Origin of the sequence: Deinococcus aquaedulcis (genome assembly GCF_019693445.1) — a bacterium.
Taxonomy (GTDB): domain Bacteria; phylum Deinococcota; class Deinococci; order Deinococcales; family Deinococcaceae; genus Deinococcus; species Deinococcus aquaedulcis.
In genome coordinates, this window is record NZ_JAHRBL010000026.1 from 17,306 (window position 1) to 29,330 (window position 12,025).

General features: G+C 61.1%; 14 protein-coding genes and 1 pseudogene. 4 read left to right on the plus strand and 11 right to left on the minus strand.

Annotated elements, in window-relative coordinates; translation table 11 throughout:
• Positions 1-2: 2 nt before the first annotated feature.
• The 11 genes and pseudogenes from KMW22_RS17755 to KMW22_RS17795 all read right to left on the minus strand — a co-directional run bounded on the left by KMW22_RS17755 (position 3) and on the right by KMW22_RS17795 (position 9,476).
• Entirely contained in the window at positions 3-1,595 is a 1,593-nt protein-coding gene (locus KMW22_RS17755; RefSeq protein WP_221091363.1) for a hypothetical protein, read from the minus strand.
• 226 nt (positions 1,596-1,821) lie between these two features.
• Positions 1,822-2,190: a hypothetical protein gene (locus tag KMW22_RS17760; protein WP_221091364.1), complete on the minus strand. Its 369-nt coding sequence runs from the start codon at positions 2,188-2,190 to the stop codon at positions 1,822-1,824.
• A gap of 296 nt (positions 2,191-2,486) precedes the next feature.
• Positions 2,487-3,125 (minus strand): N-acetylmuramoyl-L-alanine amidase family protein, encoded by a 639-nt coding sequence (locus KMW22_RS19490; protein WP_235693109.1) that lies wholly within the window; start codon positions 3,123-3,125, stop codon positions 2,487-2,489.
• A 36-nt stretch (positions 3,126-3,161) separates the two neighbouring features.
• Positions 3,162-4,028 (minus strand): annotated as a pseudogene (locus KMW22_RS19755) (M56 family metallopeptidase); the annotation flags it as partial.
• Positions 4,021-4,407: a BlaI/MecI/CopY family transcriptional regulator gene (locus KMW22_RS17770; RefSeq protein WP_221091366.1), complete on the minus strand. Its 387-nt coding sequence runs from the start codon at positions 4,405-4,407 to the stop codon at positions 4,021-4,023. The gene KMW22_RS17770 and the pseudogene KMW22_RS19755, both read right to left, overlap by 8 nt.
• Before the next feature lie 213 nt (positions 4,408-4,620).
• A complete protein-coding gene (locus KMW22_RS19605) occupies positions 4,621-4,749 on the minus strand; it encodes a hypothetical protein (protein WP_268906344.1) in 129 nt (42 codons plus the stop codon).
• A gap of 3 nt (positions 4,750-4,752) precedes the next feature.
• Positions 4,753-6,651 carry a type IV secretory system conjugative DNA transfer family protein gene (locus tag KMW22_RS17775; RefSeq protein WP_221091367.1) on the minus strand — a complete coding sequence of 633 codons (1,899 nt, stop codon included), beginning with the start codon at positions 6,649-6,651 and terminating at the stop codon, positions 4,753-4,755.
• Positions 6,648-7,073, minus strand: a complete 426-nt coding sequence (locus tag KMW22_RS17780; RefSeq protein WP_221091368.1) for a hypothetical protein — start codon at positions 7,071-7,073, stop codon at positions 6,648-6,650. The genes KMW22_RS17775 and KMW22_RS17780 overlap by 4 nt, the downstream gene beginning before the upstream one ends.
• Positions 7,074-7,277: 204 nt before the next feature.
• Positions 7,278-7,988: a hypothetical protein gene (locus KMW22_RS17785; protein WP_221091369.1), complete on the minus strand. Its 711-nt coding sequence runs from the start codon at positions 7,986-7,988 to the stop codon at positions 7,278-7,280.
• A 53-nt stretch (positions 7,989-8,041) separates the two neighbouring features.
• Complete coding sequence (locus KMW22_RS17790; protein ID WP_221091370.1) at positions 8,042-8,482, minus strand: hypothetical protein; 441 nt, start codon at positions 8,480-8,482, stop codon at positions 8,042-8,044.
• Positions 8,483-9,083: 601 nt separating this feature from the next.
• A complete protein-coding gene (locus KMW22_RS17795; protein ID WP_221091371.1) occupies positions 9,084-9,476 on the minus strand; it encodes a hypothetical protein in 393 nt (130 codons plus the stop codon).
• A 24-nt stretch (positions 9,477-9,500) separates the two neighbouring features.
• Between KMW22_RS17795 and KMW22_RS17800 the strand changes: the two genes are divergently transcribed.
• The 4 genes from KMW22_RS17800 to KMW22_RS17815 all read left to right on the plus strand — a co-directional run bounded on the left by KMW22_RS17800 (position 9,501) and on the right by KMW22_RS17815 (position 11,937).
• Positions 9,501-9,962 (plus strand): lytic transglycosylase domain-containing protein, encoded by a 462-nt coding sequence (locus KMW22_RS17800; RefSeq protein WP_221091372.1) that lies wholly within the window; start codon positions 9,501-9,503, stop codon positions 9,960-9,962.
• A gap of 10 nt (positions 9,963-9,972) precedes the next feature.
• A complete protein-coding gene (locus KMW22_RS17805) occupies positions 9,973-10,245 on the plus strand; it encodes an HNH endonuclease signature motif containing protein (protein ID WP_221091373.1) in 273 nt (90 codons plus the stop codon).
• 202 nt (positions 10,246-10,447) lie between these two features.
• A complete protein-coding gene (locus tag KMW22_RS17810; protein ID WP_235693110.1) occupies positions 10,448-11,491 on the plus strand; it encodes a hypothetical protein in 1,044 nt (347 codons plus the stop codon).
• 59 nt (positions 11,492-11,550) lie between these two features.
• On the plus strand, positions 11,551-11,937 hold the full coding sequence (locus KMW22_RS17815; protein ID WP_221091375.1) for a hypothetical protein: 387 nt from the start codon (positions 11,551-11,553) through the stop codon (positions 11,935-11,937).
• The last annotated feature ends 88 nt before the right edge of the window (positions 11,938-12,025 follow it).

The following is a 12,025-nucleotide window of genomic DNA, read 5'->3' on the forward strand; positions in this document are numbered from 1 at the left end:
CCTCAGCGCAGCAGCGGCGCATACGTGAAGGCCGGACGGCCCTGCACGCGGGGAATGGTGTAGCCCTCCGGCACACTCACCCAGTCGAAGAGCATCTGTGGCCCGGCATACGGCAAGCCCAGGCCGGAATACGGGGCGATCGGAATGGGCGCCGGCAGGACCACCGTGGCCCCCGTGCTCCACTCGACGTTCGTGCCGGTGGCCTGATACAGCAGCGGCCGCGCGAGCTTGGCCCCCACGTTCTCGGGGAGCATCAGGGCTTTCATTTCCTGCCACGCCTGAAAGAACGTCGAGTAGCCAAACAGCTCCTGATTTGGCAGGCTGCTGACGCTCAGGAGCCGCTTGAATTCTTCGAGCGGCCAGATGCCTGGAAGGCTGCTCAGCGTCTCGTTTCGACCGGGCAGGGTATGCACCCGCAACGTGGGGCTGTTGTAGGCCCATTGGTAGTAGTACAGGGGGGCGTTGGCGCCCAGAGCGCCGCCCAGGCGGGCTTTTGCGGTCTTGCCCAGCTGGAGGAACTGATTCTGGCCCACGTCCGCATTCATCACCGGCGCAATGATGGCCCCCTGCCCCGGCACATTCGACTTCCAGGGCAGGGGAAAGAACAGCGGCCGCTGGGGATTGAACAGGGCTTTCACCGTATCCGCCTGATATTCGGCGAGGTACTTGGTGTGTGCGTGCTGCACGGCGTTCTGAATACGGCCCCGGGCAGCGTCCATGTTGAAGTACACCGGCCGCGGGCTCAGGGGATTCAGGGTCGTGGTGTCCCCCTCGATGCAGAAGAGCCGGACGCCGAACAGGTAATTGCAGACGCCCGGCAGGTACATCAGGGTGATGTCCGGGCTCAGGTCATCGCAGTAGTCGCGGTTGGACACCTGCGGAAAGAACAGGTAGGTGTCCAGATGTAGCCCTGGCTCAGGCGCACTGGCAGGCACTTTTCCGGCCAGCTGCGTCGGCACCACGCCCTCCGGCACATGGGTTTTCAGAGCCGGGGTCTGAGGGTTCAGGCCCAGGTTCAGGTCCAGCACGCAGCGGGTGAGCCACGTCGCTGGACTGTTCAGGGCGGTGGCGGCCCGCCAGTAGTAGCGATCCTCGAATCTTTGCCAGGCCTTCCGCAAATCCCGCGCCACCTCCTGGCTCTGGCTGGACACGCTGTACGGCACCTGCCATTCGTAGGTGGGGCACTGGTTCGCATCGGGCGTCCGGCCCGCCTGCCGCTCTTTGCGGCAGGTTTCAGCGTTCTGCTGGTAGGTCCGGAGGTCACTGAGGGTATGCACGCTCAGGTAGGGCAACTTCCCTTGCGGCAGGGTTTCGAGCCGGGTGTCTGGGAAGGAGAAGACGTTCTGAATGGGGCTGTAATCGGGTTTTGGCTGGCCCTGGTCGCCGGCGCCGGGGGTGCCGCCATTCTCGCCCAGGACCGGGGCCACCACGTCGCCCACGCCGGGCAGCGTCGGCAGCTGGGGCAGGGTGCCACTCGGGCCGCTGGGGAGGCCGGGAATGGGGGGCAGCGGCGGCAACGAGGGCAACCCCGGCAGGCCTTCCGCGTGGGCGGACCCGAGGACCAGCAGGGCGGTCAAGAATGGTTTGATCGGCATGAAATTCACCTCCTTACCGAAAAGAAATCCGCTGAGGCAGCGGGCTAAAACACTTTCCTTCTATTGAAAGATTTTCACACATGGGCCTAGCGTACCACCACTTTCGGGGAAATTCCCCTCAAGTGACGGCAAACCTTCCCGACAGCAAAAGGGCAGGGATGATCCCCTGCCCTTCAGCCCTCTCACCCTCAATATTCCGGTTGCGTCTATTCCATCCCAGGGACCATCAACTGCTCAGAGCGGGCACGTTCTGGCTCACCTCAAAGGTCAACAGGTGCTCCGCTGGTAAGGGTTGATTCCGGCTCAGCAGGGACCCGTACCGCCCCTGCCGGTACACGCGCTCCAGATCCGCTGCAGACTCCACGCTGCGGTACACCAGTCGGCCGCCGTCGCGGTCCCCACTCGTGACCACTGTGCCCCGGTCATGCAGGCACACGTCGCCCTCTGGTCTACTCTCCATGGGATAGGCCAGCGAGAACACTTCCTGCTCGTCTGGCTGCAGCTGCTTCAGATGGTCACCGCAGTACCCATGCAGCATGCGGGCGCGTTCCACTTCATCTGGGTCTACCTGCACGTACCCGGGTAGTAACCACATTTGCCCGAAATTACCCGTTAAGCACCTGAACGCTGTCTTTGCCGACTTATAGGGTGCTTTGGAGTGGAAGCTAAGCGCGCAGAGAGGATCTGGGCTGAGAGGCAAAGTAGTTCGCTTTGTCGTGTTGACCTCGAACTCCGTGCGACTTTTTTGACCGCATTGGCAGCCGGTTCACCCGCTGCGTGGCCAAAAGTTCGCGGTATGACTACTGGGCGAACTTTCCGGCGACAGCTCTCCTCCGCTGTAGATCATCGCGTTTGGTTGACGGTAAGGGTGCGCTGGCCCCGACCTGACTGTCAGGGAGACTGCAGCGTCGCCTGGATGGCGCGTACCACGCTGGCACTCAGCCGCTGCTGATCAGCCGGGTTCGTTAGCCTACCCCCATCTCCTGCGTTGGTCGCGAAGCCGACGTTGAGCAGCACTGCAGGCACCTTGGCTTTGGTCAGCACCGTGTACTCCATCTCCTTCACCCCTCTGCTGGGTGCCCCCGTGTTCCGCGTGATGTCAGCTAACAGGCGTGTGGCGAAAGCACGGGACACTTTCTGCTGCGGCGAGGCGTCCTGCGCTGCCACGTACGCGCTGATGCCCCGTTGCGTCTCATCCTCAGCGGCGTCCGCGTGCAAGGACAGAAACAGGTTCGCTGGACTGACGGCCAACCGAACACGCTCAAGCACGCTCAGGCCCTGATCGCCTTCCCGGGTCATGATCACCTGCACACCGGCCCGGGTCAGATCACGGCGAATCTGCTGGGCCAGCAGGAGGGTGACGTCTTTTTCCACGGCATACCCGACCACACCGGCATCCTCGCCCCCGTGTCCTGGATCCAAGACCACGATGCCACGCGGGCTACCGGAGCCAGCCAGCGCCACAGGAGGCAGCACGGCCACGAGCGCGAAAGGGACACCAGCAAGCAAGAGGAAGGGGATGCGGGGCATGGCGGACTCCTTAGGCCGGATGAGGGCCGTGATGCGAACAGTGAGGTGGCTGGTGGACGCAGATGGGCTCAGCAGCGCATGGGCAGGCCGTGATGTGGGCTGCGCCAGGCGGAGCAGGGCGTGGGCTAGGTGCCCTGGGGAAACGATGCGGGCTGCCCATGCGTCGCACTGCTCTTCACTGGCCCGGCGCCACGCGGCCAGCACCATCCAGTTCAGGGGTTGGAACCAAAGGAGGTGGGCCAGGACCCCCAGAGCTACGGTCCACGCCGGATCACGGCGGAGCAAGTGGGCGTATTCATGGGCCACCACGGCGTTGAGTTGCTGGTGGGTCAGGTGATTCGTCAGGTCAGGGGGAATCAGGATCGTGTGGCGACCCAGGGCACAGGGGCCTGACACAGGCCCCTGCAGCAGCCGAACATGCCGCAGAGGCGCATGACGCGTCACGTCGCTCAGCAGGCGTTGGAGTGCTGGATCTTCGCTCGGCCGAGCGTGACGAAGTGGGAGCCGTCTCCAGGCGAGGCCATAGCGCACCACTGTCCAACCGGCACCGCTCAGGAGAAGGACAAGCGCCCAGGGCCCCTCGGATCCTGACAGGGGCAATGGAATGACGGTGTGGGCGGGAACGCTGGGCCGTGCAACGGCCACCGGTGGCCGTTGAGGGATGGGAGTGGAGACGGCAGATTCAGAAACGCTGCTGGGCACAATATCTGTGATGAGGGCAACGACGCGGGGTGGGCTGAGCACACTGACACTGAGGAGGGCGGTCCCCAGCGGCAAGCACAGCGCCAGGCGCAAGAGGGGGTCGCGGAGGGCCGCTGGTGGGCTGAAGACGTGGAACAGGAGCAGCACGAAGCTCAAGACCAGGGTGCTGTGCAGCAGGTAGGTCAGGAGCCATTCAGTCATCGCTGACCTGTTCGTCTAAGAGCATCTGGAGGCGGCGAAGTTCTTCGGGTGAGGCCTGCTCGCTGTTGAGGGCTGTGGTGAAGAGGCGGAGAGCCGAGCCGTCGAAGACACGTCGGATAAGGTCGTGGACGGCGCGCTGTTCGACGTCGGCTTGGGTGAGGGCGGCGGCGTAGATGTGGGCGTGCTGGTCGGTCTGGGAGGTGAGGTAGCCCTTGTCCAGCATGCCTTGCAGGTTGGTTTGCAGGGACGTGTACGCCGGCTTGGGACGGTTGGGGAAGCGCTGATGGAGCTGCCGGACCGTGCTGGGGCCATGCTGCCAGAGGAGTTTCAGGAGCGTGAGTTCGCGGTCGGTAGGGCCAGGATGCGGGGGACGAGCCATGGAGCCTCCTGAGTTGCCACTTTATCCGAGTTTGCTCGGAGAATCTACGGGTCAACTCGGAGAGCGGGTTTCATACCACTTGGAGCGGCGTGTCACTGAACAGGCAATCTGGCAACAGTTCCATGATGCGATCTACAGGGGGGCAGACACCGCGGTGTCTGCCCCCCTGGATTCCCTAATAGCTAAACGGGTGTTTTCGGGCGAATGTGGTTATTACCCGTACCCCAGTCGCTCAGCTGCCGCAAACAAGGTCATCAGGGACAGGACGCCCGCCCATTCGGGCGTCGTCAGGTCCGGGTTCATCCGGCCTCGTTCCGTCATCACCTGGGCCATGAAGGTCATGGGCTACTCCTCGTCCTGCAGCCGGTTGATGTTCAGGAAAAAGGCCTGCACGTCTGCTTCTGGCACCTCTTCTGTCTCCATAGGCAACGGCTTGGGCATTTCGCTGGTGTCGTCCTCCAGCTTTAGAGATGCAGCAGGCTGCTCCAGGTCCTTGAGCTTCTTTCGCGCGGCCTCGTTGGGGGGTGGCGTGAAGGGAATGTTGGCCCCCTCCGTCTCCCCTCCCTGTTGATCTTTTGGCGCAGATGCTCCTGCTTCCTGTGCCTTCTGTCCAGGCTCCACCTGCCCTTCCACTGGGGGTGGCGGCGTGCGCTTTGCCGAGGCGCTGGTCTTCGGCTTCTCCACCTCCCGCTTCACCACTTTCGCTGGGGGTAGGGTCTGCGCCTTCTTGAACTGCGGCAGCGTGAATGGTTCCATGCGGTACCCCGCGATGTACGGGAACTCGTTGCTGTGAATGATCGTCTGCCCCATGCCCAGCTGCAGTGCCTGGTCCACGGTGATCAGTTCCCGCGCCATCAGGCCCGTGCTGTCCGTCTCCTTCTCCCCGCCTGTTCCGTGCGTTTGCACTTCGGCCATGTACTTGCCGCCGTTGTCGCTGATGTACTTTGCGGTTTCCGCGTCTTTCGGCGCGAAGTAGATCTTGGTGTGCGTGTTCGCCTTGATGGTGTCGCTGCCGGTCGTCTGGTACGTCGTTTCGAGCTGGGCCAGCGCCTGCACGTAGATCATGCAGACCATCCCGCGTCCCGCCACGGTACTCGTGAGTTCCGGCAGTTCCGGAACCGTGATGCGGCCCGCCTCGTCGAAGATGAACAGGATCGGGGTGGTGGGCTCGTCCGGGTGCAGGTCGTAATACTTGATGATCGACTCAATGATGCTCAGCAGGACACTGGAAAACGCGTGCACGGTGTACTTCAGGTCCGACTCGCGGAACACCATGTACAGGCTCGTAGGCTTCTTCAGCAGGTCCGTGGCTTTGAAGTCACTCTGCAGGGTCATGTCAATGACGCCATCACTGAGCATGTACATCAGCTTCGAGATCAGGTTCATCCACGAGTTGTTCAGGAACTTGTCGCCCGCAAAGCCGTCCCAGTCATAGAGCGCGGGGGACGTGCCCAGGAAGAAGGTCAGGTTGCGTTTCACGCCGGGATCGTCGGTGGCGTTGTCCAGCATCGTCATGCACTCTTTGCAGCCCAGGCTCAGGCAATCCCGGATGAACGGCATGACCGGCTCATCAAGCAGCTTGGACGTTTTCATCATGGCGAACAGCGCAAACGCCGCTCGACGGGCAAAGGCCGAGTTACTGCCGTCCGCATCTGGATTCAGGATCGCGGTGGCACTGGCCAGCAGCTGCTCGTCCGTGTCGCGTTCCAGGAACGGGTCAAAGCGGCTGGTCTGCGCGCCACTGCTGGGGTTGAGCACATACACGTCCTGGCCCATCACCTGCTGCCGGTACCCGGACGTGTTCTGGTAGAACTCGCCTTTGATGTCCACCACCACGGTACTGCCCGTCCAGTTCAGCAGGTTCGCCGTGGCGTTCAGACCCTTACCGGCACGTGACGGGCCCACGATCAGGACGTGCCCCAGCTCCTTCTTGCCGGCCAGTCCGGAACGCAGCACGATCGGCTGTCCGTAGGCATATCCCAGGAAAACCTCACGACCCGTGAACGTCTTGACGAACATCCCGGCAATCTCTTCTTTCGTGGCCCAGTGGGCGTTGTACATCGACTTGAAGTAGGCATCCTTCTTGTCGAACCACCAGAGCGTACCGGCGAAGAGAGCGAGCGCCGCGCCGTACAGGGGCAGTGCATTCGAGCCCGAGACGTACAGCGCCGCATAGATCGCCACCGCGAACGACAGCCAGATCAAGAGCAGCCGCAGGAAGAACAGCGGGTAGGAGATGATCATTTCAGGGCCATCCTCTGCAGCGTGCCTTTGGGCTGCGTCATGGAGTGATCTTTCGACACATCCGTTCTTGCTGAGGCGACACGCACCTGACGGCGGTACAGCATCTCGGGCTTCCAGATCCGGCCGTAGAAGACGAACAGCACACCGACCACCAGATTGCTCAGGTGAAGGGCACGCAGCCAGAGCGGGTCCTGCCATGCGGCCAGATAGGTCTGTACACAGCTGGGCTTACCACTGCACTGCCACAGATACCGGCCCACGTTCATGGGTTCCTGGTACGTGGCCAGGTACTTGGCTTTCACGCCATTGAGCACGACTGTCATGTCAGCGAGGGCCCCGAGGCCGCCTGCGATGACAGCGGCGCACATCAGGACAAAGCCCAGGATCAGCAGCCACCTCGGGCGCAGGTCAATGTAGGTCATGGTTCACCTCCGGTCTGGGGTGGCAGTGAGGGCATCAGCGGACACCCTTTTGGGCAGCATCCTCTATTGAAAGTTATGCTCATAGTTCGAGCTTAGCACCGATAAGGCATGAAGGTAGATAGCTAGTAGTCAGTTATCTTTCAATCAAAGGAGAGGGACGCTGTGCGTCCCCCATCTCTGACCTCGCCCATCCCCTGCTGACCCCTACATGTCCATGTCCATCTGCATCCGGCGTTGCCGCTCGGCTTTCTGCGGCTCTTCCTTCCTGTCATTGCCCGACTCGCCCGTCTCGTCCTGTCCCTTGGATTTCACGCCGGATTTCGCCGGGCCGTTTTCGACCGCATCAGCCTTCGCGGCCCGCTCTGCCTGCATCGCCTGCCACTTGTCCCACGACAGATGCGGGTTGTGCTGATACGCCGCTTCAATCCCGGCCACCAATCGGTCTCCTGTGGTGCGCATGACCCAGAAGTCCTGCTTGTCCAACCGGAGGTCACTCATGAGCAGGACATGCACATGCGGGTTCTGGGTGTGCCCTTTGTCGCCCGCATGCACAAAGACCATGTACGTGTCGTGGCCCCCTTCCCGGAGGGTGCGGTTCGCCCAGTGCAACATGGCCTCTTCCCCCAGGTTTCGACCTGGGCTGAGCACCAGCCGGTAGCAGTATTGGTGCTCTTTCGACTGCTCCGCCAACCACGTGTGCACTTCGTGGGGCTCGTGCTCCTTCAGGCCATTGTGTCCGTGCCGGTGCGTCTCGCCTTCCTCGTTCGGGCGGAACATCATGTAGTTCGCACTGGCAAAGAGCTTCCCCATGCCTTTGGCATTTGTGCGGACGTAGTTGCTCTTGGCGACGGTGCGCGTGCCCTGGCTTTGTCGTCCTGCGGTTCTTGACATGCTGCGCCGGGTGCCAGCGCTCATGCGGGCCGTCAACCCACTCGCCCGCACCACCCGGCCCTTGCGCATTCCCCCACTCATGTCGTGCCGTCAGCCGCCGCCGGTTGTGGCGCCAGCGCACTGAGGAGCGCTTCGACCTCTTTGTTCTGTCGCATCAGACTGTCATACGCCAGCTTGCGCGCGCCCTGGTGCACCTGGCGTAGGGTGTTCTCGTCCGCCTTCGGGTTGAGCAGTCCGTAGAGCCCCAGCAGGATCTGCGTATTGGTACTGGCGTTCAGGGCAGCGCGGGCCTGGAGCTTGGCCAGTCGGCCGACATGCTTCTCCATCGCGGCGTCCACGAGTGCATCCAGTTTGGGCATCAGGAACGTGGTTGCCAGCTCACTCTTCTGCTCACTTAACCCCTGGATGATCAACTCCTCGATCAACTCGGATTCCTTCAGGCCAGTCGTCTCCATGATCTCCAGTAACGCCGCCTTCACATCTGGCCCCACTCTCGTCTGCACTCGCACCTTCGCCATTCAAAACTCCTTTTGTATCCAACAAATCCGTTTGTATCCAAGCAAGCGGTGTCCCAGACGATGAAAAACCCCTATTGTATCCGCCCTTATCCTGCCCTAACCCCTCTGTTCCCCCGTAGCACCGCTGGAGGGGGAGCGTTTAGAGGGGTTCAACGCGTGAAGAAATCGAACCCGCCCGATGCACAGAAACAGCCTTGCAAAGGCTGCTGGCTGCCGCCTTGTGCAGCCGCATGCAACGCATGCCTCCTGGGGTGTGCACAGACCAGCTGGTCGTGATGGTGCGTGCGACACCGCGCTCGCTTGGATCGTTGAGAGGTCGAACCACCAGCACGGCCACCTGGAAGCGTTGGTTGCTGTGCCACGACACCTCCTTCGCATTGATCGTTGAGGTGACGGTGCACCAGTGATGCGACCTGGCGGTGCTGCTTGAAAGGCCACGACACCACACACCCTTCGTCTTGCACTCGCACGGACTTCTCCCCCTGCGCATGCGCGCGCATGTGCACTGCTCTGGAAGTGAGGGATAGAGCGCCCACACGGCAAAAGCACGGCTGCCCATCTGCAGCGCAAGCGAAGCAGACAGGCAGCCGTGGCATGAGCGTTAGCGCCTGGCCTTCGCCTTGCCGCCGCGCTTACGGTACTGCTGCATGGCTTTGGCAAACGCTTCTGGATCTTCAGCCAGGCTCGCTTTGGTGGGGTAGGACACGCCGCCCCGTTTGGGCGTGGTGGCCTGCTGCTTGGCCAGCCACGCATCGAACGTGGGGGTGCGGTGGATGGCGAAGTCGTGTTGTTGAGCGGTCTTCTCAATGTCCTTGCGGTTTTCGTCCAGGCCAATGAAGGTCAGCTCGAAGGTGTCCGCGATGGGCGCACCTTCGATCACGGAGGTCCGGATGGCGGTCTTGAGGCCACTGATGAACAGTTTGCGGCGCTCGATGGGAATGGTGGTGATGATGTCGCTCAGGAAGGTGTACGAAGGTTTCTGTTCTTTGGTCATAGATTGAGCGTACAGTAACGGCATATGAAGCTCAAGTCGGCATGCCTTTCAATTATGGTGATGGTGAGTTCTGGGCAGGCCTGTGGGTATGTGCCGGTGCACCTGCTGGACTGGACGCGGTACTACGCCGATGCGTACCGGGTGAACCGGCAGCTGCTGCTCAGCGTGCTGTGGACGGAGAACCAGTTCTGCAACCGCACCAGTCCGAAAGGGGCGCTGGGGATTGCGCAGATCATGCCGGGCACCGCAAAGGACTTGGGGGTGAACCCGCTTGATCCGGTGCAGGCGATCCACGGGGCGGCGAAGTACCTGCACCAGCTGCACGGGCAACTGGGGAGCTGGAAACTGGCGGTGGCTGGGTACAATGCAGGTCCAGGTGCGGTGCAGCGTGCGGGGGGTATCCCCGACAATGGGGAGACGCCTCAGTACGTGGAGAAGGTTAAGGCGTATTACCGCTTCTTCGCCGCGGCGCCTGCTTACCGATGAGGTGAACGCGATGACCGATGACGCCCCCAAGAAGAGCTGGTATAAGCGGGTCTGGAATCACGAGCGGGAGTGTCAGGAGTATGAGCACCGGGTCGTGGCGCAGCAGCTGCTTGGGCGGCCGCTCGAGCCGGGTGAAGTGGTGCACCACCTGAACGGCGACCGGAGTGATAACCGGCCGGAGAACCTGCGTGTGCTGCCCAGCCAGGCGCACCACATGATGCTGGAGCACCGGGAACGTAAACGGAAGCAAGGCCTGGAACCGCTGTTTGAGTTGGAGGGTTGAAACGGTGGCACGGGCGGTCCCCTATGCGCTGAATCCAGCCGGTGAGTTGGCCGACCCAGCAACGTCGCCGCCGGACACAGGGTACACATGCCTCGAATGCCATGAGCCTGTTTCATTGGTCCGCGCTCACCTTCGCCGTGGCCGACAAGTGATCGCACATTTCACCCATTGCAAAGGCAGTCAATGTGCAGGCGAGTCAGTGATGCACCTGGCTGCGAAGATGCAACTGGTGGATGCCCTCAGCAGACGTGACCAGCAGATGATGGTTCAGCGCCGCTGTGCCCGATGGGCCTGTGAGAGAACCCATTTGGAGCCACTGATGCTCCCAGCGTATGACGAAGTGCGTGCAGAGGCTCCGCTGGATGGCTACCGCCTTGACGTCGCTCTCCTCCTGAATGGCGTAGTGGTGTACGGCATTGAGATCTTCCACAGTCACCGGGTTGACCGAGCGAAAGCTGCTGGATTGAGCGTGCCTTGGATTGAAGTAGAAGCCGCTGCGGCAGCTCAGACTCCAGGGGCGCTTCTTCCTGTTCGGGAAAAGCTGCTGAGTGGAGATGATGAGGCCATGCTGCGCTTGAGACTTCAGACCAAGCGGAGTGGCTTAAGTGAACGGTTACAGCACTATCTCCACAGCTCCAACGACTGGGCGCTGTTCAGGACATTTGATCAGGTGCCCTCGTCATGTGCCACGAATGTATTCAACACCTATCAAGAGGTTGGATCATCGTTGGTCAACTGGCACTGTGACAGTTGTAAGCCGCTCTGGGAGAGGTTCTGTGAACAGCGAAGAGTTGAAGAGCAAGCCCGCCAAGAAGCGCGGCTCCAAGGCCTGAAAGAACAGCAGCCGATCTTCGGCCTTCACATGGTCAATCCATTCAGTGAATCTGACCTGCCGGATTTTCAACGGGACGCAGCGAGCTTGCGATTTGCCGTGCAGTATTTGCGTCACCCGCCTGAGATCTTGCTGGAGCACTTCCGAAGTTGGGGGTGGGACGTCCTGGTGGCCTGTCGCTGTTGGAACTGCCAGAAGGCCATTCTGTGTATTGAAGTGCATGAGTATTACCGTGCTGGGGCGATTTATGAAGGGCTTCTGGAATACTTCCATCCACCCCAGCGCTTCCGGGGCTTGTACATCAACAAATGTCGCTACTGCGAACGTCGACAGAAGATGCAGCGTGTGTATGCCCGTCCGCACGTTGTACTGAGCAGTTCTCAAATGAAGACGTGGCTGGAAGCATTTCTCTGAGCCTGGAGTTGAACGGTACCGTAAAGCTGTTTGGCTAAAGCCCTTAAGCTCAGAGCCTAATGACCGAACAGAATGCTCCTGATCTCTACATGGCTTCGGAAGCAGCGCTCGAAGTGATGGAAAGTACAACTCTACTTATGGTCAATCTGGCGGCCGTAACGCGCCTTCCTGAAGCAGGTCAGGCTGTGCAGACACTCATTGGCTGCCGGTTGGTGGAGCTGCTGGAGATCTACATCCGTCGCGTACTTGAGCTGATTTTCAATCATGACCCCAAGGCCTGGTCAGGACGCACCAAGATCAAGCTCTCTATGGCAGAAGCTCAACGAATGGAGCACGATGAAGTATTTCGCAATAAGCTGCTTCAAGCTGCTCGTGAGGAAGACGCAGCACAGATCGCGGGGAGATTCGACGAAACCTCAGTACCCGACAGTTTCTGTAGGGGTTGAAAAACTGCGAGTGACACGCGAGAACAGTGTGCGTCTCCCGATGTTCTGGCCAAACTGACCCACTGCTTGACCGCGCATTTCCCCGAGT